This is a genomic window from Kitasatospora papulosa (assembly GCF_000717245.1).
Lineage (GTDB): Bacteria > Actinomycetota > Actinomycetes > Streptomycetales > Streptomycetaceae > Streptomyces > Streptomyces papulosus.
In genome coordinates this window covers 102,304-122,615 of sequence record NZ_JNYQ01000002.1, presented here as the reverse complement: position 1 = coordinate 122,615, position 20,312 = coordinate 102,304, and the positions used below count along the sequence as shown (strand labels likewise).

Genomic DNA, 20,312 nt, shown 5'->3' with positions numbered 1-20,312 from the left:
TCAAAAGATTACATATCGGATACCCGGCGCCTGATTGTCGTCCACTTGCCGTGTAAGTTCCGGGGCCGAGAGCCTTGGAAGGGACCCCATCCGGTGAACAAGAAGCTTGCAGCCGCACTGTCCGGCGGTGCGGTACTCGTACTGACGCTGTCGGGTTGCAGCGACGACAGCGACAACAAGGTGAACGACTGGGCGAAGAAGGTCTGCGACCAGGTTCAGCCGCAGTTGCAGAAGATCGCGAACGCCAACGCCGCGATCCAGCAGCAGACGGCCGACAACAGCAAGCCCGCCGACGTCCAGAAGACCGACTCGGCGGCCTTCCAGCAGATCTCGCAGGCGTACAAGGCGCTTGGTTCGGCCGTGGAGTCGGCGGGCGCGCCGCCGGTGGACGGCGGGGAGACCACCCAGAAGGAGGCCGTGAAGGAGCTCAACGCCTCCTCCGTGGCCTACGCGGGCCTGAAGACCAAGGTCGACGCGCTCGACACGAAGGACCAGGCGAAGTTCGCCGACGGTCTCAAGGGCATCGCCGACGAGCTGAACAAGATCAGCACCAACGGTGACCAGGCGCTGAAGAAGCTCCAGTCCGGCGAGGTCGGCTCCGCGATGGCGAAGCAGAAGGGCTGCCAGAAGCCGACCGCTTCGGCGCCGCCCGCGTCCGCTCCGTCCGCCCCGGCGTCGGAGCCCGCCTCGCCGTCCGCGTCGCCGAGCGAGAAGTCGTAGCGGCGAGGCCCTCAGGGACGGGAAGTCGTAGCGGCGGGACGCACAGCGACGGGAAGCCGCAGCAGCGAGAAGTCATGGTGACGGGAAGCCGCAGCAGCGGGACGCCGTAGTGCGGCGAGCAGGCCCGGCGTGGACGCGCTCACAGCGGCCCGGCCGCCCCTCGTGGGGCGCCGGGCCGCTGCCGTTGTCGGCGGGAGCGGCCACAATGGTCGGGTGAGTACGACCAGCCTCCCCGCGTCCGAATCCGCCGCCCGGCTCCGCGAAGCCCTGACCGCCGCCGCGTTCACCGCCGATGGCCTCCTCGAACGGCTCGGCGCGCCCGCCTACGCCGCGCTCGCCCGAAGCGAGACCGTCCCGGCTCTCCGGGCCACCCGCGGGGACTCGCCGCTCGACACGCTGGTGCGGCTGTTCCTGCTGCAGCGCCCCGTGCCGGCCGCCGCGGCCGCCGCGGCGCTCCCGTTGGAGGAGTGCGTGGCCGACGGCTGGGTGGTCCACGAGGGAGACCTGGTCCGCGCCACCGTCGATGTCCGTCCTTACGGCGGGCCCGAGGGGCAGGACTGGTTCATCGTCTCCGACCTGGGATGCGCCGTCGGCGGTGCCGGTGGCATCGGCTCGCACGAGGAGGGCGTCGTGCTCGGCGTCGGCGGGGCCTCCACCACGCTCGCCGGGATCACGGTGCGCAAGCCCGTCACCTCGGCGCTCGACCTCGGCACGGGTTCCGGGATCCAGGCCCTGCACGCCGCCTCGCACGCCGGCCGGGTCACCGCCACGGACGTCAATCCGCGCGCTCTGGAATTCACCCGTCTGACCCTTGCCCTGTCCGGAGCGGCCCCCGCCGACCTTCGGGAGGGGTCCCTCTTCGACCCCGTCGGTGCGGAGACGTTCGACCTCATCGTGTCCAACCCGCCCTTCGTCATCTCGCCGGGCGCGAGACTGACGTACCGCGACGGAGGCATGGGAGGTGACGATCTGTGCCGGACTCTCGTGCAGCAGGCCGGGGAACACCTCGCCGAAGGCGGTTACGCGCAGTTCCTCGCCAACTGGCAGCACGTGGAGGGTGAGGAATGGCAGGACCGGGTGCGCTCCTGGGTGCCTGCCGGCTGCGACGCCTGGATCGTGCAGCGCGAGGTGCAGGACGTCACCCAGTACGCCGAGCTGTGGCTGCGGGACAGCGGCGACCACCGCACGGATCCCGACCTGTACGCCGAGCGGTACGAAGCCTGGCTGGACGAGTTCGAGGCCCGCAGCACCAGGGCTGTCGGCTTCGGATGGATCACACTCCGGAAGTCCGCCGCCGCGGCCGTGAATCCCTCGATCGTGGCCGAGGAGTGGCCGCACGCGGTGGAACAGCCCCTCGGGTCGGCCGTGGAGGCGCATTTCGCACGCCAGGACTACCTGCGTGAGCACGACGACGCGGCCCTCCTCTCCGCGCACTTCACCCTTGCCGAGGAGGTCGTGCAGGAGCAGGTCGGGCTGCCGGGCGCCGAGGACCCCGAGCATGTGGTGCTGCGTCAGCACCGTGGAATGCGCCGGGCCACCAAGGTCGACGCCGTCGGCGCGGGGTTCGCGGGTGTGTGTGACGGTTCGCTGCCCGCGGGCAGGATCCTGGACGCCATCGCCCAGTTGATGGCCGAGGACCCGGTGCTGCTGCGCGACCGCACCCCGCAGGCGATCCGGCTGCTGGTCGAGGAAGGCTTTCTGGAGCCCGTGCGGTGATCAGACGGCGCAGCCGGCCGTGAACGCCTTCCCGGCCGCATCCGGGCGCCCGGCCGCTCGGACCGGTTCCGCGTCCGGGCGCCCGGCCGCTCGGACCGGTTCCGCTTCCGGTTGCCCGGTCGATCGGGCCGTTTCCGCTTTCGGCTGCCCGGCGTGTCCGGGACGGTTCCGGTTCCGGTTCCAGGAGCCCGGCCGCTCGGGCGGGGCCCCGGTTCCTGTCCGGGCGGCTGCTTCTCGCCCTTCTCCCCTCGCGACTCCGGTGCGCCGTGCGGGGGTTCCGCTCCTGCCGGTACGCCGGGCCGCCGTGCGGCGTTCATCCCGGGTTCGTACCCACGACGTCCCGGGCTGGCAGCCTCCCCTCTGCCGAGCCGTCCGCACAGTCCGACGGCCATGTGGGCCATGCGAGCCACGGCGGCGTACGGGCCCGCGGCGGCAGCCGAGGGGAAGAGCGTGAGGGGTACGGACATGGAGAGCGTCACCGCGGTCTTCGCCGGTGCGGCATTCGCGTTGTTCGGCACCGCCCTCCTCGTCTGGACCGGGGCGCGCACCATCCAGCGCGCGCCGGTGGCTCTCGGTGTGAGCCCCGTCGCCTCCACCGTTCTGGCCACGCTCTTCGGCGTACTCTTCCTCGTTCTCGGCGTGTGGTGCCTCACCCGCGTCTGATCCGTCCGTCCGGCAGGTCCGGTGGCCGTCCGACAGCAGTCCGGCAGCTCCCCCGGCAAGCCTCAGGGGCCCGCGGGCCACAGCCCTGTGAGGGGTGGGCCGGGCGGTCCGGGCGGCAGGAATGGCGGAAGTCGGGTTACCGTTCGAGTGGCCGTTGCGGGCTTTTGCCGTTTGACACGGGGGCGGGTTGTACCGTCACACTCCGCAGCGACAGCACCGCGGGCAGCGCCAGAACGCTGCCCGGATGCCCACGAGTGCCGACCGGAGAGAAGAGCGAAGTTGTCCCCGACCAGCGAAACCGCAGGCCGCCGACTCGTCATTGTCGAGTCGCCTGCCAAGGCGAAGACGATCAAGGGCTACCTCGGCCCCGGATACGTCGTCGAGGCGAGCGTCGGGCACATCCGCGACCTGCCGAACGGCGCCGCCGAGGTGCCGGACGAGTACACGGGTGAGGTACGCCGCCTCGGTGTGGACGTCGAAAACGACTTCCAGCCGATCTACGTCGTCAACGCAGACAAGAAGGCCCAGGTCAGGAAGCTCAAGCAGCTCCTCGCCGAATCCGACGAACTCTTCCTCGCCACCGATGAGGACCGCGAGGGCGAAGCCATCGCGTGGCACCTCCAGGAAGTCCTGCGGCCCAAGGTCCCGGTCCACCGGATGGTCTTCCACGAGATCACCAAGGACGCGATCCGTGCCGCCGTCGCCAACCCGCGCGAGCTCAACCAGCGCATGGTCGACGCCCAGGAGACCCGCCGCATCCTCGACCGCCTCTACGGCTACGAGGTCTCGCCGGTCCTGTGGAAGAAGGTCATGCCGCGGCTGTCCGCGGGCCGGGTGCAGTCCGTCGCCACCCGTCTCGTGGTCGAGCGGGAGCGCGAACGCATCGCCTTCCGTTCCGCCGAGTACTGGGACCTGACCGGCACCTTCGCCACCGGCCGCACCGGTGACGCCTCCGACCCCTCGACGCTCACCGCCCGCCTCAGCGCGGTCGACGGGCGCCGTATCGCCCAGGGCCGCGACTTCGGCCCCGACGGACAGCTCAAACAGGGCTCCGCCCAGACGCTGCACCTGGACGAGACGAACGCCCGCGCCCTGGCCGCGGCGCTCGCCGACTCCACGTTCGCGGTCCGCTCGGTCGAGTCGAAGCCGTACCGCCGCTCGCCGTACGCGCCCTTCCGCACGACGACCCTCCAGCAGGAGGCGAGCCGGAAGCTGGGCTTCGGGGCCAAGGCGACGATGCAGGTGGCGCAGAAGCTGTACGAGAACGGCTTCATCACCTACATGCGTACGGACTCCACGACCCTCTCGGACACCGCGGTCTCCGCGGCCCGGGCGCAGGTCACGCAGCTGTACGGGGCGAACTACCTGCCCGACAAGCCGCGCACGTACGCCGGCAAGGTCAAGAACGCGCAGGAGGCGCACGAGGCGATCCGCCCCTCCGGCGACCGCTTCCGCACCCCCGCGGAGACCGGTCTCACCGGTGACCAGTTCCGGCTCTACGAACTGATCTGGAAGCGGACCGTCGCCTCCCAGATGAAGGACGCCACGGGTAACTCCGTCACGGTGAAGATCGGTGGCCGGGCGAGCGACGGCCGGGACGCCGAGTTCTCCGCGTCCGGCAAGACGATCACCTTCCACGGCTTCATGAAGGCGTACGTCGAAGGCGCGGACGACCCCAACGCCGAGCTGGACGACCGTGAGCGCCGGCTGCCCCAGGTCGCCGAGGGCGACGCGCTGACCGCCGACGAGGTCACGGTCGACGGTCACGCGACGAAGCCTCCGGCCCGCTACACCGAGGCCTCGCTGGTCAAGGAGCTGGAAGAGCGCGAGATCGGCCGTCCGTCGACGTACGCCTCGATCATCGGCACCATCCTGGACCGCGGCTACGTGTTCAAGAAGGGCACGGCCCTGGTGCCGTCGTTCCTCTCGTTCGCCGTGGTCAACCTGCTGGAGAAGCACTTCGGCCGGCTCGTCGACTACGACTTCACCGCCCGCATGGAGGACGACCTCGACCGCATCGCGCGGGGTGAGGCCCAGTCCGTGCCGTGGCTGCGGCGGTTCTACTTCGGCGCGGACGACGACACGGCCGGGGCCGGCAAGGCCTCCGACGCGGGCAACGGCGACGGTGACCACCTCGGTGGTCTGAAGGAGCTGGTGACCGACCTGGGCGCGATCGACGCCCGCGAGATCTCCTCGTTCCCCGTCGGTAACGACATCAAGCTCCGTGTCGGCCGGTACGGCCCGTACATCGAGCGGGGCGACAAGGACTCCGAGGGCCACCAGCGCGCCGACGTGCCGGAGGACCTGGCGCCCGACGAGCTGTCCGTGGAACTCGCGGAGGAACTGCTGGCCAAGCCGAGCGGAGACTTCGAACTCGGCGCCGACCCGGTCAGCGGAAACCAGATCATCGCGAAGGACGGGCGCTACGGTCCGTACGTCACCGAGGTGCTGCCCGAGGGCACGCCGAAGACGGGCAAGAACGCGGTGAAGCCGCGGACCGCGTCCCTCTTCAAGTCGATGTCGCTCGACACGGTGACGCTCGCCGACGCGCTCAAGCTGATGTCGCTGCCGCGCGTGGTCGGCGAGGACGCCGAAGGTGTCGAGATCACCGCGCAGAACGGCCGCTACGGCCCGTACCTGAAGAAGGGCACGGACTCGCGTTCGCTGACGTCCGAGGAGCAGCTCTTCGACATCACGCTCGACGAGGCGCTCGCGATCTACGCCCAGCCGAAGCAGCGCGGGCGGGCCGCCGCCAAGCCGCCGCTGAAGGAACTGGGCACGGACCCCGTGAGCGGCGCCCCGGTGGTCGTCAAGGACGGCCGGTTCGGCGCGTACGTCACCGACGGTGAGACCAACGCGACGCTGCGGACCGACGACAGTGTCGAGGCCATCACGCCGGAGCGCGGCTACGAGCTGCTCGCCGAGAAGCGGGCCAAGGGGCCGGCGAAGAAGAAGACCGCCAAGAAGGCTCCGGCCAAGAAGGCCACGGCCAAGAAGGCGACCACGGCCAAGAAGGCGACCGCCAAGAAGACCGCGGCCACCAAGACGACGGCCGCCAAGAAGACGACGACCGCCAAGAAGGCGCCCGCGAAGAAGGCGACGGCCGCGGCGAAGAAGACCGCCACGGCTTCCTCCGACGAGGGCTGAGGCCCGGTCCGGCCGTGCGGCCGCCCTGCGCGGTGAGCTGATCGTCCGCCGGGCGGCGAGGATCACCGGCCGCCGCTGCCACCGTCCGTGCGGGCGGAGGCAGCGGCTGCGGACACACACGGAACGCCGGAAGGGCCGGGCTCCTGCCCGGGCCTTCCGGCCCCTCCGGCGTTCCCGTCGTGCGGCCCGTGTGCCCGGTGGGCATATGTTCGGACGCGGCCCCCGGGCACCGCGCCGCTGCCGATAGGCTGGGCGGATGACGCGAGCCGAGCAGCCACCGGTCGTGAGCCCCACCTCCGACACACTTGCCGCAGACTCACGCGAGCGCGCCGTACGAGCCCTGTTGCGTGTTCCCCCGCTCCGGCGGTTGTGGAGCGCCCAGCTCGTCGGCAGTATCGGCGATTCACTCGCCCTTCTCGTGCTTGTGCTGCTGTCGCTGCAAGCGGCGGTCCTCGAGGGCTCACTCGGCGCCGGATACCGCGGGGCGGCCTTTGCCGTCGCCGCCGTGTTCGGTGCCCGGATCCTTTCCACCGTGCTCTTCGGAGCCGTACTCCTGGGGCCTCTGACGGCGCTCACCGCGCCCGGCGGTCCGGTCGACCGGCGGTGGCTGATGATCGGGACGGACGGGCTGCGGCTCGCCCTGCTGGTCGTCGCGCCGCTGTGGATCGACTGGATGCCGGACAAGGCACTCATGATGATCCTCATCACCGTCTTCGTGGCGGGTGCCGGTGAACGCCTGTGGGCGATCGCCAAGGAGAGCGCCGCTCCCGCGCTGCTCCCCGCCCCGCCCCCGGAGGGTGCCGCCGTGCGCCCCCTGCCGGATCACCTCGACGCCTTCCGCAGGCTCTCCCTGCGGACGAACTTCCTGGCGGTGCCCGCGGCCGCGGCCGTGCTGGTGGTCGCCGCGCTGATCGGTGAACTTCTGGGTACCGGCTTCGACTGGTTCTCCTTCCACCAGGCAGCCCTCGGCTCCTACATCGCGGCGGGACTCTTCTCCGCCTCCGTCTCGACCCTGTACTTCCTCCAGTTCCCGGCCACCCGGACGCCCCGCCCGCGCTCGCCCCTGGAGGGTCTGCGCCGGCCGACCGCCGGAGCGGGCACCGACAAGGGCCGCACCGGCACCATCCCGCTGGTCGTCGCCGCGTGTTCCGCGGTCGCGGGCGCCATCGCCGCCGCGGCCGCCGTCTCCGTGCTCCACGCCTCCGACCTCGGCGGCGGACCGGCCACGTTCGCCCTGCTGATCCTGGCCCTGAGCGGGGGCACCGCCCTCGGTATCCGTACCGCGCGGAAGGTGCTGCCCGCCCTGTCGCGGCGCCGCCTGCTCGCTCTGGCGGTCGCCGTCACGGGCGTGGCGCTGCTCGCGCTCGGCCTGGTACCGGACACGGCCACCGGGCTGCTGATCGCGCTGCTCGCCGGTTACGCCGCAGGGGTCGCCGCTCACATCGGGCACGCCGTCATCGCCCAGGAGACGGAGGCCTCCCGGCAGGCCAGGAACACCGAGCACCTCCAGGCGGTCGTCCGGGTTCTGGTCGCGCTCGGCGCGGTGGGCGGCCCGCTGCTCGCCGCCGCGATCGGCCGGCACCGGCTGGGATCCGGCGACTTCGTCTTCGCGCACGGAGGCGCCGCCTTCGCGCTGATGCTCATCGGCGCGCTCCTGCTTCCCGTCGCGGTGATCGTCCTCGCGAAGACCGACGACCGTTCCGGTGTCCCGCTGCGCCGCGACCTGCGTGAGGCGCTGCGCGGCGGCGACCCCGCGGTCACCCCCGCGGCGAACGGTTTCTTCCTCGTCCTGGAGGGTGGCGACGGAGCCGGCAAGTCCACCCAGGTCGAGGCGATCGCCGAATGGATCCGTGCCAAGGGCCACGAGGTCGTCGTGACGCGCGAGCCGGGGGCCACCCCGATCGGCAAGCGGCTGCGTTCGATCCTGCTGGACGTCTCGTCGGCCGGCCTGTCCAACCGCGCGGAGGCGCTGCTGTACGCCGCCGACCGGGCGGAGCACGTGGACTCGGTCGTCCGGCCGGCGCTGGAGCGCGGCGCGATCGTCATCTCGGACCGCTACATCGACTCGTCCGTCGCCTACCAGGGTGCCGGCCGGGACCTCGCCCCGACCGAGATCGCCAGGATCTCGCGCTGGGCGACGAGTGGGCTCGTACCGCATCTGACGGTGCTTCTGGACGTGGATCCGCAGACGGCACGGGAACGCTTCACCGAGGCGCCCGACCGGCTGGAGTCCGAGCCCGCCGAGTTCCACGACCGGGTCCGTTCCGGTTTCCTCACCCTCGCGGCGGCCGACCCGGCCCGCTACCTGGTGGTGGACGCCGGACAGGAGGCGGAAGCGATCACCACGGTCGTCCGCCACCGGCTCGACCGGCTCCTGCCCCTCTCCGAGGCCGAGATCAAGGCCCAGGAGGAGGCCCGCAAGGCGGCCGAGGAGGAGGCCCGGCGCAAGGCGGAGGAAGAGGCCGCGCGCAAGGCCGAGGAGGAGCGCCTGGAGCGTGAGCGGCAGGCTCAGCTCGCCAAGCTCCGTGCCGAGGAAGAAGAACGCAAGCGCCGCGAGGAGGAAGAGGCGCGGCAGCGCGAGGCCGAGCGGCAGGCGGAGGAGGCCCGGCAGCGTGCCGAGGAGGCCCGTCGCCGTGCCGAGGAGGAGCGCGCCCGTCTCGAAGCCGAGGAACGGGTGCGCGAGGCCGAGCAGGAGCGGCTGCGCCAGCAGGCCCAGGAAGAGGCGCGGCTGCGCAAGGAGGCGGAGGAACTGCGCCTGGAGAAGCAGCGCAAGGCGGAGGAGGCGCTGCTGAGGTCCGAGGAGGCCCGCCGCCGCGCCGAGGCCGAGGCGGCCGCCCGTGCCGAGAAGGCCGCGGCGGACGCCGCCGCGCGGCGTTCCCAGCAGTCCGGCCGGTCCGGTTCCCGGCCGTCCGGATCGGCTGTTCCGGACAACGAGCTCACCGTCCCGACGCCGGTCGTGAATCCGAACGAGATCACGCAGCCCGTGCCGGTCGTCCGGCCCGAGCCTCCGGCGCGCGACGCCGACGAGACGGCCGTGCTGCCGCCCGTGCGTGACGCGGACGAGACCGCGGTGCTGCGGCCCGTGCGGGACGAGAGCCCTTCGGACCGGGTGCCGCCGGGCGTGTTCCGTGACGAGCGCCGGGCCTCCGGCGCCGAGAGCGAGAACGAGCGCACGCGTGAACTGCCGCAGGTGAGCGACGATCCGCAGGCGGGGCAGGACCCCCGTGACCGTCGGAAGCGGCCGCGTTCCGACTGGGCCGAGGAGACGCCGCTCGACGATCTGCCGTCACTGGCGGACGAACTGCTCGGTGACCGCGACGACGATCAGGGCGGTTCCGGGCGGGGCGGGCGCAAGCCGCGCCGCTGACGGACAGGATGCCCGTGGCGTGACCGGCCGGTGTGGCCGGGCGTCCGTACGGGAGTGGAACGCCGGGGTTGTCGGACCCTTCCCGCACAATGGTGAGGCGAGGGAACACCCGGCGTTCCCGCACCACACCACCGGAAGGGCGGTGACCATGACCGTATGGGACGACCTGGTCGGGCAGGACCGGGTGCAGGAGCAGCTCGGTGCCGCCGCCCGGGACGCCGACGCGCTGGTCACCGCCCAGTCCGCGGGGGAGCCGGTGCCCCCCGGCTCGAAGATGACCCATGCCTGGCTGTTCACCGGCCCGCCCGGTTCCGGCCGGGCCACCGCCGCCCGCGCCTTCGCCGCGGCCCTCCAGTGCACCAGCCCCGACCGCGCGATGGGCGGAGCTCCGGGCTGCGGCTTCTGCGACGGCTGCCACACCGCGCTGATCGGAACCCACGCCGACGTCGAGGTCATCCGCACGGATCTGCTCTCCATCGGTGTGAAGGAGACCCGTGAGCTCGTCCGCCGCGCCCAGCTGTCCCCCGCCGTGGGCCGTTGGCAGGTCATCGTCATGGAGGACGCCGACCGCCTCACGGAGGGCGCGGGGAACGTCCTGCTGAAGGCGGTGGAGGAGCCGGCCCCCCGCACCGTGTGGCTGCTGTGCGCCCCCTCCCTCGAGGACGTGCTGCCCACGATCCGCTCCCGCTGCCGCCATCTCACGCTGCGCACGCCTCCGGTGGAGGCCGTCGCCGATGTGCTGATCAGGCGGGACGGCATCGACCCCGAGCGGGCTGCGTCGGCGGCCCGCGCCACCCAGGGCCACATCGGCAGGGCTCGCCGCCTCGCCACGGACGAGCGGGCGCGCGCCCGGCGTGCCGCGGTGCTGAAGCTCCCGCTCCGCGTCCATGACGTCGGCGGCTGCCTCAAGTCGGCCCAGGAACTGATCGACACGGCGACGGACGACGCCAAGCAGGTGGCCGAGGAGATCGACGTCAAGGAGACGGACGACCTGAAGGCCGCGCTCGGTGCCGTGGCGGGGGGCCGGATGCCGCGCGGGACGGCGGGAGCGATGAAGGAGCTGGAGGACCGGCAGAAGCGCCGCAGGACGCGTACACAGCGCGACAGCCTCGACCTCGCACTCAGCGAACTCACCGGTTTCTACCGCGATGTGCTGGCGCTCCAGCTCGGCTCCCGGATCGCCCTCGCCAACACCGACGTGCGGGACGCGCTCGACCGGGTCGCCGAGTCGTCCACCCCCGAGCGCACCCTGCGCCGGATCGAGGCGGTGTTCGCCTGCCGTCGGGCCCTCGACCGCAATGTCGCGCCGCTGCTCGCCGTGGAGTCGATGACCGTGGCGCTCCGGGCGGGCTGACGTCCGGGGCGGGCCCACTGCGACGCGGTCGCGCCTGGGGCGCGAGGCCGGGTGAATTCACCCGTATGAGCAGGGAATCGGTTGAGTCGTCACGCGGCGGCTACGCTCCGGGGATGGACACCAGGCGCCTGCTCCGTACGTTCGCCACCGCGCTCGGCACTGCCGGCCTGCTCGTCTCCGGCTGCAGCAGCGGAGGTTCGGCGCCGAGCGCGTCGGCGACGGGCTCGGCCGCCCCCGAGGAACTCGAGCCGTACTACGGGCAGAAGCTGCGCTGGCGGGACTGCGGAGTCGAGGGCTTCCAGTGCGCCACGATGAAGGCCCCGCTCGACTACGCCGAGCCCGACGGCGGGGACATCGAGCTGGCCGTCTCACGGAAGAAGGCCACCGGGCCGGGCAAGCGGATCGGCTCACTCCTGGTGAACCCCGGTGGCCCCGGCGGCTCAGCCGTGGGCTACCTCCAGGGGTACGCGGCCATCGGCTATCCGGCTCCGGTCCGCGCCCGGTACGACGTGGTCGCCATCGATCCGCGCGGGGTGGCCCGCAGCGAGCCGGTCAAGTGCCTGACCGGCAAGGAGATGGACGCCTACACGCAGGTGGACCAGACCCCGGACGACCAGGCCGAGGTCGCCGCGCTCGACCGGTCCTTCGCGAAGTTCGCCGCCGGCTGCGAGAAGCGCTCGGGGAAGATCCTCCCGCACGTCTCCACGGTCGAGACGGCGCGCGACATGGACATGCTGCGCTCCCTGCTCGGCGACGAGAAGCTGCACTACGTCGGGGCGTCGTACGGCACGTTCCTCGGCGCGACCTACGCCGACCTCTTCCCCGCCCGGGTCGGGCGCCTCGTCCTCGACGGGGCCATGGACCCGTCGCTCCCCGCGATCGACATCAACCGCGACCAGACCGCGGGCTTCGAGGCGGCCTTCCAGTCGTTCGCCGCGGACTGTGTGAGGCAGGACGACTGTCCGCTCGGCACGACGTCCACCACGGACGCGGCGACCGAGCTGAAGAAGCTCTTCGCCGATCTGGACTCCGAACCGGTGCCGACGGGTGAGACCCGCCGGCTGACCGAGTCCCTGGCGACCACCGGGGTGATCGCCGCGATGTACGACGAGTCCGCCTGGCCCCAGCTCCGCGAGGCGGTCGCCGCGGCCCAGCGCGGGGACGGCTCCGGGCTTCTCGCGCTGGCCGACAGCTACTACGAGCGTGATCCGAGCGGCACGTACCAGAACCTGATGTTCGCCAACGCCGCCGTGAACTGCCTCGACCTCGCCCCCGCCTTCAGCGGCCCCGAAGCGGTGGAGAAGGCCCTCCCCGAGTTCGAGAAGGCCTCCCCGGTCTTCGGCAGGGGCTTCGCCTGGGCCGCCCTGAACTGTGCCGCCTGGCCCGTGAAGCCCACCGGCACCCCGCAGCGCACCGAGGCCGAGGGGGCCGCCCCGATCGTCGTGGTCGGCACCACCCGGGACCCCGCCACCCCGTACAAGTGGGCCGAGGCCCTCGCGGAACAGCTCTCCTCCGGCACCCTGCTGACCTACGAGGGCGACGGCCACACGGCGTACGGCCGGGGCAGCGACTGCATCGACACGGCGATCAACACCTACCTGCTGGACGGCACACCGCCCGAGGACGGCAAGAAGTGCACCTGACCTGCTGCTGAGGCCGACGGGGCAGGTGGTGCGGAGCACCCCCTGAAACTGTGTAGACTTGAGCTCGCTGCTGACCGCACCATGGTGCGACAGAGCGTGCCGCCTTAGCTCAGATGGCCAGAGCAACGCACTCGTAATGCGTAGGTCTCGGGTTCGAATCCCGAAGGCGGCTCGGATGAACCCCAGGACTCACTCGCCGTGACCTGGGGTTTTTCTATGCCCGGGTGCAGACGTGAGGGGTTCCGTCGGCCGCCCCGGGCGGCCGACGGAGGTTCGGGGAGGCCGTCGTGTGGCGTCAGAGGGCGGCGATGACGTCGGACGACGTCATGGGGATCGAGAACATCGGGTAGTCGTAGGTGAGCGCGTTCTCGTGTTCCTCCTGGGAGGTGGCGGCCACGCAGTCCTGCAGGGTGATGACCCGGAAGCCGTTCTCGTAGCCGGTGCGCATCGTCGACTCGACGCAGCAGTTGGTGAGGAAGCCTCCGAGGACGATCGTGTCGATCCCCTTGTTGCGCAGGATGAAGTCGAGGTTCGTGCTCGCGAAGGTGTCGAGACCGCGCTTGCCCTCGATCACGATGTCGCCCTCGGCCGGTGCGAGGTCGTCCACGATCGCGGCGCCCCAGGTGCCCTTCACGAAGGCCGAGCCGTCCACGACCCCCTTGAGGATGCCGTACGGGGTCCGCGAGAGTTCGCCGTAGCCGGGGGCGAAGGTGATCGGCGCGTGCATGATGGTGACGCCCGCGGCGCGCGCCGCTCCGACCAGGGCCACGGTGTTCGTGAGCATCCCGGTCTTCTCCATCACCCCGGACACGGCGCTGTTGAGCGCCCCGCCCTCACTGGTGAAGTCGTTCTGGTACTCGATCAGGACGAGTGCGGTCTTCGCCGGGTCGAGGCGGAAGGTCTCGGACATGACGGCTCCTCGGTGAGCTGGGACACATCAACGACAGGGACAGCTTGCCCGAGAAGGGGAGCGATCGGTCCGGTCGCGCGTCGTTGTCGGGCCACGGATCCCCGACCTCGTGAGCAGCGGTCCGGGCGACGGCGGAAACAGGACCGCGGAAACCGGACCGCGGAGACAGGACCGAGGAAACAGGACGGCGGCCCTCGGCGGGGGAGGCCCGGCCTTGTCCGCGGATTCGCTTCAATCAGGTGTCACCGGGCACGGGAACGGTGGAACGCGAACAGGAGCGGGAGCGGGGACCGATGACCGGAGGAACGTCGACCGAACCGGCGGACACCGGACGGTTCGCCGCCGTCGCACAGTGGTGGCGGAGCGCCCTCTCCTCCTCCGGGGACGAGCGCGACACGCTGCTGATCGTCGCGAAGAGCACCCTCGCCGCCACTCTGGCCTGGCTGATCGCGTACGACGTCCTCGATGCCAGGTCACCGGCGTTCGCTCCCTTCTCCGCGGTGCTGATGATGCAGGTGACCGTCTACCGCTCGGTCGTCCAGTCGCTGCGGTACGTCGGAGCCGTCGTCGCCGGGGTCCTGGTGCAGGCCGCTCTGGGGTTCCTCGCCGGGCCCGACCTCCTGACCTTCGTGCTCGTCGCCCTCGTCGCGCTGACGATCGGACGCTGGCGGCTCCTCGGCGTCCAGGGGCCGCAGGTCGCCACCGCCGCCTTCTTCGCGTTCTCGACCTACACCACGGCGTCCGGGGATGCCGAGCGGTTCCGGGCCCTGGGGGAGATCGTCCTGCTCGTCCTCATCGGCAGCGCGATCGGGACCGCCGTCAACGTCCTCGTGGCCCCGCCGCTGCGCCACCGCAGCGCGGAGTACGGCATCCACAGCCTCGCCCACACCCTGCACGGCCTTCTCGCCGACATGCATCCCGTGCTCGCGGAGGGAGTCCCCGACGGGGACACCACCGGTGGGTGGAGGGCACGCGCGGAACGCACCGGGGAAATGATCGGCGAGGCGCGGTCGGGGCTTCTGACATCCAAGGAGAGCGCCCTGCTGAACCCCCGGCGGCTGCTGCGCCGTCATCGGGGGCACCCCGGTTTCCAGGGGTACGAGTCCGTGCTCGGCGCCCTGGAACGCACGCTCTACCAGGTGGCCTCGCTCACCCGGGGCCTCGACCGGTCCCGCACGGAGGACGAGGCCCGCGGGCCGTTCCTCCAGCGGTACGCGGCCTTCCTGGAGTCGGCCGGAGCGGTGGCCGAGGTGCTCACCACGCTCGACGAGACCACCCTGCTCCCGCAGGCGAGACGGCTGGAGCGGCTCACCGACGAGGCCGAGGCACGCAGGGACGAGGTGGTCGAGGAGACCCGCCGGCTGTCGCTGTCCCTCGCCGACCCCTCGGCGCCGTACGGCATCCTCGTCACCGAGGCGACCAGGCTCCTGGAGGAGTTCCGGTACACCAGCCAGGTCCTCCTCGATGTCGCGCGGGAAGCGGACCGCGGCCAGGGCAGCACCCGGCGGTAGGCCGTCCGCGGCCGACCCGGGGCAGCGCTCCTGCCTATGCTGGGCGGGCCGTGACGGACGGAGAGCCGTCCGTGGCGCGGACGCGGGACGCGCGGCCCGGCTCCCGCCCGCGCAGCCGTCCGGCCTTCACGCGCAGCCGTCCGGCCCTGGGGGGAACCGTTCATGACCAGCACCGAGCACCGGCCGACGGGCGCCGGCACCCGAGCGGTGAGCCTGCCCGGCCCGCTCGTCGACGTGGACCGCCTCGCCGCGCTGGCGGGCCGGCCGGGGACCGTGCTCCTGGACGCATCGGTGGGCGCTCACCGGTCCGTCGGGCGACGCATCCCCGGGGCCCGTCGTTTCGACATCGACGGGGCCATGTCCGACCACTCCGTACGGCTGCCCCACACGATGCCTCCGGCGGAATGGTTCGCCGAGGAGATGCGGGCGCTGGGTGTGAACAGTACGGACACGGTCGTCGTCTACGACACCGCGGGGATCTACTCGAGCCCTCGTGCCTGGTGGATGCTCCGCGCCATGGGTTTCGACCGTGCGGCGGTGCTGGACGGGGGGCTGCCCGCCTGGGAGGCGGCAGGGCACCCGGTCGAGGAACTCGCACCGGAGGGGAGGGCCGAGGACCCGCGAGCCGCCGGGCGGGGCGGAAGCCCCGCGCAGGGCCCGTCCGCCGAGGCCCCCGGGACGCAAGGACCCTGGCGGGCCGGTGACTTCACCGCCCGCCCGCGCCCCGGCGCACTGGTCGGGAGCGACGCCGTCCTGGCCGCGCTCGCGGATCCGGACGCGGCCGTCCTCGACGCGAGGTCCCGCGAGCGGTTCGCCGGCACGGCGGCCGAGCCCCGGCCCGGACTGCGCGGCGGCCACATGCCGGGTTCGGTCAGTCTGCCCTTCGGCGTGCTCCAGCGTGACGGCCGGATGCTCCCGGAGGAGCAACTCCGGTCCCTGTTCGAGGCGTCGGCGGGGGACCGGGAGCGGCTGGTGGTGAGCTGCGGTTCCGGCGTGACGGCGTGCGTCCTGGCGCTCGGCGCCGAACTCGCCGGGTACAGCGACGTGGCGGTCTACGACGGGTCGTGGAGCGAGTGGGGCCTGCCGTCCGAACTCCCGGTGGTGACAGGCCCCTGAGCCGGCCGGTCCGGTGCTGGTTCTCAGCCAGTACGTCCAGCGTGCCTACGCCGAGGATCTGCTCGACTCCTGCGACGGTACGGGCGTGGGCCACCTCCTCAAGGAACGCGTGGGCAAGGTGGAGGAGTTCGTCGACGCGCTCCGGCGGGTCGCCGACGGCGGGACCGTCGTGGACCCGGAGGTCGTGCGCCAGCTGCTGCGGCACCGCCGCGATCCGCTGTCCCGGCTGACGGCGCGGGAGCGGGAGGTACTGGCCCTGATGGCGGAGGGCCGCTCGAACGCCTCCGTCGCCGAGGGCCGCTCGAACGCCTCCGTCGCCGAGGCACTGACGGGCAGTGAGGGAACGGTCAGCAAGCATTTCGGATCGATCCTGACCAAGCTGGATCTCTCCCTGACCGATGCGACCAACCGCCGGGTCCTCGCCGTGCTGGCCTATCTGCGGAAGTGAGCCGGGCCCCCGCCCGAGAGCGACGCGACCAGACCGGCTGCCTCGTCCAGCGCCGTCGCCTCGTGGGCGGTGAGCCGCGGGTCCTCCGCCCGCAGGGCGGTGGCGCGCGCGAGTGCGTCGGCGGACACACCGCCGTCGGCCGCGAAGCGGGTGAGCAGTGCCGCCAGCAGGCCCCGCAGCCGGGCGCCCGCGGTGACGGCGGGGTCGAGGGACACCTGGGCCAGGATCAGGGAGGTCATGGCCCGGTCGAGCGCGGGCGGCCCCTCACGGGCGGTCAGCCAGCCGATCACCCGGGCGCCCTCGGGGCTCAGGATCACGTTCTCCGGGTGCAGATCCAGGTGCAGGACCCGGTCCTCGGGGTCCTGGGAGAGCCGCGCCGGTATCGCGTGGAGCTCATGGAGGAGCCGTACCAGCAGATCCGCGCCCTCGTCCTCGGTGACCGTGCCCGCCAGCAGTGCCTCGGCCAGTGTCGGGCCGGTGAGCCGCTGCACCACCAGATCCGTGGGAAGCGCGTCGTCGGCGGGCGGACCGATGCGCGGCACCGGAAAGCCCGACGCCGCGAGATACGACATCACGGCCAGCTCACCTGTGGTGTCGATGCCGTCGCGGTAGCGGCGCAGGACCCAGGTGCCGTCGAGTGCGTACACGTCGGCGGTGCGTCCCGAGCCCAGGAGCGGGCCTATTTCCATGAGGGAAACCTACCCGTGCCGTCCCGCCCCGGGGAGTCACCAGCGCATGTGGACATCCTCGGCCCAGCCCAGGAGTTGCTCCACGGCGATCTCCTCCCCGTCATCGGTGCGGATCCGGCCGTCGTAGTGCCCGAAGCGCTGGTCGGTGCGGTTGGCGATCAGGCCCACGTCCGTGTGCACGGCACGGTTGTGGAAGGGCGTGAACGTCAGGTCCACCTGGCCGGAGGAGGGGGTGCGGAGGGACAGGGGGGCCATCGGGTCCGCGGCGGACCACCGCCAGTCCAGCTCCTCACCGATCTTGGTGAGCCGGCCGTCCACGCAGAGCCCGTTCTCGGTGGACCCCGTGCCCTCCGTCCAGCGGCCGCCGAACTGGAGGCCGACCGTGTGCCCGTCCGTACGCCCGGACGCGGCACCCCAGTTCCAGTCGACCGTGCGGGGCCAGCGGCCACGGCCGTGGTCCAGGACGGCCCAGGTCTCGTTGCCCTCCCCGCCGAACTTCACGATCTCGCTGCCGACGCGCACCCGGCCGGAGGCGGGGAGGGCGGTGTGCTTGGAGGTGTACTGGAAGCGCTGCTCGCTCCACGGCACGACGACGGAGAGCGACTCGTGGCCCTCCGGCCGTGACACCAGGAGATCGACCTCCAGCGGAAACCGTTCCCGGGTCAGACAGCGGGCCCTCAGCCTCGTCCCGGCGTTCTCGTCACGGATCTCGACGCGCACCTTGTTCCCGGTCGGCCGTGCCGGGCCGACCACGACGTCCTCCGATCCCGGTGCCCCGGCGACGCTGTCCGGGAGACGCACTCCCCGGGCCGCGGGGACGATCGAGGAGCACTCGAACTCGCGCCCTCCCGTGCCGAATTCCAGCACGTAGACCGTGTTCAGCGCCAGGAAGTCGAGGTCGCTCACCGTCAGGGCCACCAGATGGGTGGGCGTGGTCACACACCAGTACTCCCACCGCTTCGTCCGGCCCCAGCCGCGCAGGTTGGCCCGGTGCAGGGGCTTCCTGGACCAGCCGACAGCCGCCGGATTCAGGCTTCCGTCGGGAAGGCAGAGGTCGACGGGCTCGGTGATCTCGTGCTCGTGCGTCGCCATGGCCGGAGCCTATAGCGGCACGGAGCCCCACCCGCGTACGGCACGGAGCCCCACCCGCGTACGGCACGGAGCCCCGCTCGCCCAGGGACAGGGGGGCCGCCCTCCGGCCCGTGCCGCCCGGGCGGGCCCTACTTGGCGTCCGCATACCGCTCGACCACCGCCGTGGTGAAGGGGAAGCGGACCGGTGTCTCCCCGAACGCGACCCGGCCGGCCAGCTCCCCGGCCTCCCGGATCGCTTCCACGACTGCGGACGCCTCCTCGGCCGGGCAGTGCACGATCACCTCGTCGTGCTGGAAGAACACCAGCTCCGCCCGCATACCCCCGGCGGCCAGTGTCCGCCGCAGCGCCGCCAGGAGCAGCAGCGCCCAGTCCGCGGCGCTGCCCTGGACCACGAAGTTGCGGGTGAAGCGGCCCCGCGCCCGAGCGTTCGACGACGCGTAGCCCGGGGTGAATCCGTACGTGCCGGTGGCTTCGCCGGACGGCGGCTCCTCGCTCTCCTGGGGGATCCCCGCCTCCCCGTCCTCGTCCGCCCCCACGGCGGGCGGGCTGGTGCGGCCCAGCCACGTGCGGACGAGGCGGCCCTCCTCACCGGCCTTCGCCGCGTCGTCGACGTAGGCGACGGCCTGCGGGAAGCGCCGCCGCAGCGCCGCCAGGTTCTTCAGGCCGTCGCCCGAGGTCTGTCCGTAGACCGCGCCCAGCAGCGCGATCTTGGCGTGGTCGCGGTCACCGTGGAACGCCCGGTCGGACAGAGCCTTGTAGAGGTCGCCCTCGTGTCCGGCCACCTCCATCAGCCCCCGGTCGCGCGAGATCGCCGCCAGTACGCGGGGTTCCATCTGGTCGGCGTCCGCCACGACCAGCCGCCAGCCCTCGTCGGCGACGACCGCCCGCCGGATCACCTTGGGGATCTGCAGCGCCCCGCCGCCGTTGGTCGTCCAGCGTCCGCTGACCGTGCCCCCCGGCTGGTACCCGGGACGGAACCGGCCGTCGCGCACCCAGTCCTGGAGCCAGCCCCAGCCGTGTGCCGTCCAGATGCGGTACAGCTTCTTGTACCGGATCAGCGGCTCCACCGCCGGGTGGTCGAGCGCCTCCAGCTCCCACCGCCGGGTCGATCCGACCTTGATCCCGGCCTGGGCGAACGCCTTCACGACGTCGGCGGGCAGGTCGGGGCGCACCCGTCGGCCGAACGCGGCGGACACCTCGTCCGCGGCCTCGGCCAGTCGTCGGGGCTCGCCGCCGCCCGGGTACCGCTCGCCCAGCAGTTCGTTCAGCACCGCGCGGTGCACGTCGGCCCGCCAGGGGAGGCCGGACGCGTCCATCTCGGCGGCGACCAGCATGCCCGCGGACTCGGCGGCCGTGAGCAGCGCCATCCGGCCGGGATGCTCCGCCGCAGTGTGGCGGCGCAACTGCTCGGCGTAGACCTGGAGCAGGGCCTCGAAGGGCAGATCGGTGCCGGAGCGCGGTTCGAAGAGGGAGGACTGGGTGCCCGGCTCGGCGGAGCGCGGCGGAGGGTCCGGCGGTACCGGGGCGTGCCGCAGCCGGGCCCAGGCGGCCGCGGCCGAACGGGGTTCCCCCAGCCGTCCCTCGTGTCCGAGCAGCAGCAGCTCGGCGCACTCGATGTCGTAGCACCGCTCGACGCGCACGCCGGCCGCGAGCAGCCGAGGATAGATCCCGGTGGTCGAACGCCAGACCCAGCGGGCCACCTCGGGGCGGGAGCGGACAGACTCGACGAGATCCGGCTCGGCCAGGACCGGGCCGGCGGGCAGGCCGTCGCGGGTGAGCGGCGCGAGGAGCGCGCCGCCCCCTTCCGCAGTGGCCAGAGCCCAGCGTTCGGTCATGGGGCGAGTCTCGCACCCGGCACTGACAGGCGACCCGGCTCACCCGGCGGCTCGCCGCTCCCGCCGACCGGGCGTCGTGCCGCTCCCGCTCAACCCCGCTC

At 72.3% G+C, this 20,312-nt stretch carries 13 protein-coding genes, 1 tRNA gene and 1 pseudogene; 11 read left to right on the top strand and 4 right to left on the bottom strand.

Features of this window, described 5'->3' with window-relative positions; genetic code table 11:
* The first annotated feature begins 93 nt into the window (after nucleotides 1–93).
* The 8 genes from IA22_RS0106035 (at nucleotide 94) to IA22_RS0106000 (ending at nucleotide 12,782) form a co-directional block, all read left to right on the top strand.
* Nucleotides 94–720 (top strand): hypothetical protein, encoded by a 627-nt coding sequence (locus IA22_RS0106035; protein ID WP_014155471.1) that lies wholly within the window; start codon nucleotides 94–96, stop codon nucleotides 718–720.
* Nucleotides 721–933: 213 nt separating this feature from the next.
* The gene (locus IA22_RS0106030; RefSeq protein WP_030122940.1) at nucleotides 934–2,436 is read left to right on the top strand and encodes a DUF7059 domain-containing protein; all 1,503 of its coding nucleotides are present in this window, start codon (nucleotides 934–936) and stop codon (nucleotides 2,434–2,436) included.
* 465 nt (nucleotides 2,437–2,901) lie between these two features.
* Complete coding sequence (locus IA22_RS0106025) at nucleotides 2,902–3,099, top strand: hypothetical protein (RefSeq protein ID WP_030122939.1); 198 nt, start codon at nucleotides 2,902–2,904, stop codon at nucleotides 3,097–3,099.
* A 279-nt stretch (nucleotides 3,100–3,378) separates the two neighbouring features.
* Nucleotides 3,379–6,246, top strand: coding sequence for a type I DNA topoisomerase (gene topA, locus IA22_RS0106020; RefSeq protein WP_030122938.1), 2,868 nt, complete (start codon nucleotides 3,379–3,381; stop codon nucleotides 6,244–6,246).
* A 256-nt stretch (nucleotides 6,247–6,502) separates the two neighbouring features.
* Complete coding sequence (gene tmk / locus IA22_RS0106015; protein WP_030122937.1) at nucleotides 6,503–9,613, top strand: dTMP kinase; 3,111 nt, start codon at nucleotides 6,503–6,505, stop codon at nucleotides 9,611–9,613.
* A 148-nt stretch (nucleotides 9,614–9,761) separates the two neighbouring features.
* Nucleotides 9,762–10,967, top strand: coding sequence for a DNA polymerase III subunit delta' (locus tag IA22_RS0106010; protein ID WP_030122936.1), 1,206 nt, complete (start codon nucleotides 9,762–9,764; stop codon nucleotides 10,965–10,967).
* Nucleotides 10,968–11,080: 113 nt separating this feature from the next.
* Nucleotides 11,081–12,610 carry an alpha/beta hydrolase gene (locus IA22_RS0106005; RefSeq protein WP_030122935.1) on the top strand — a complete coding sequence of 510 codons (1,530 nt, stop codon included), beginning with the start codon at nucleotides 11,081–11,083 and terminating at the stop codon, nucleotides 12,608–12,610.
* A 98-nt stretch (nucleotides 12,611–12,708) separates the two neighbouring features.
* Nucleotides 12,709–12,782: transfer RNA gene (locus IA22_RS0106000), tRNA-Thr, on the top strand.
* 123 nt (nucleotides 12,783–12,905) lie between these two features.
* Here IA22_RS0106000 and IA22_RS0105995 read toward each other — a convergent pair.
* Nucleotides 12,906–13,520 (bottom strand): cysteine hydrolase family protein, encoded by a 615-nt coding sequence (locus IA22_RS0105995; RefSeq protein ID WP_015577728.1) that lies wholly within the window; start codon nucleotides 13,518–13,520, stop codon nucleotides 12,906–12,908.
* A 293-nt stretch (nucleotides 13,521–13,813) separates the two neighbouring features.
* On the opposite strand from IA22_RS0105995, the gene IA22_RS0105990 reads away from it, so the two are divergent.
* The 3 genes and pseudogenes from IA22_RS0105990 to IA22_RS0105980 all read left to right on the top strand — a co-directional run.
* The gene (locus IA22_RS0105990) at nucleotides 13,814–15,031 is read left to right on the top strand and encodes an FUSC family protein (protein WP_038271858.1); all 1,218 of its coding nucleotides are present in this window, start codon (nucleotides 13,814–13,816) and stop codon (nucleotides 15,029–15,031) included.
* 162 nt (nucleotides 15,032–15,193) lie between these two features.
* Nucleotides 15,194–16,147 (top strand): sulfurtransferase, encoded by a 954-nt coding sequence (locus tag IA22_RS0105985; protein WP_030122933.1) that lies wholly within the window; start codon nucleotides 15,194–15,196, stop codon nucleotides 16,145–16,147.
* A 1-nt stretch (nucleotide 16,148) separates the two neighbouring features.
* Nucleotides 16,149–16,595 (top strand): annotated as a pseudogene (locus IA22_RS0105980) (response regulator transcription factor); the annotation flags it as partial.
* Here the strand turns inward: IA22_RS0105980 and IA22_RS0105975 are convergent.
* The 3 genes from IA22_RS0105975 to IA22_RS0105965 form a co-directional block, all read right to left on the bottom strand.
* Entirely contained in the window at nucleotides 16,580–17,284 is a 705-nt protein-coding gene (locus tag IA22_RS0105975) for a phosphotransferase (RefSeq protein ID WP_030122931.1), read from the bottom strand. The pseudogene IA22_RS0105980 and the gene IA22_RS0105975 overlap by 16 nt on opposite strands.
* Before the next feature lie 36 nt (nucleotides 17,285–17,320).
* On the bottom strand, nucleotides 17,321–18,376 hold the full coding sequence (locus IA22_RS0105970) for a DUF2804 domain-containing protein (protein WP_030122930.1): 1,056 nt from the start codon (nucleotides 18,374–18,376) through the stop codon (nucleotides 17,321–17,323).
* A gap of 128 nt (nucleotides 18,377–18,504) precedes the next feature.
* Entirely contained in the window at nucleotides 18,505–20,211 is a 1,707-nt protein-coding gene (locus tag IA22_RS0105965) for a bifunctional 3'-5' exonuclease/DNA polymerase (protein WP_030122929.1), read from the bottom strand.
* Between the last annotated feature and the right edge of the window lie 101 nt (nucleotides 20,212–20,312).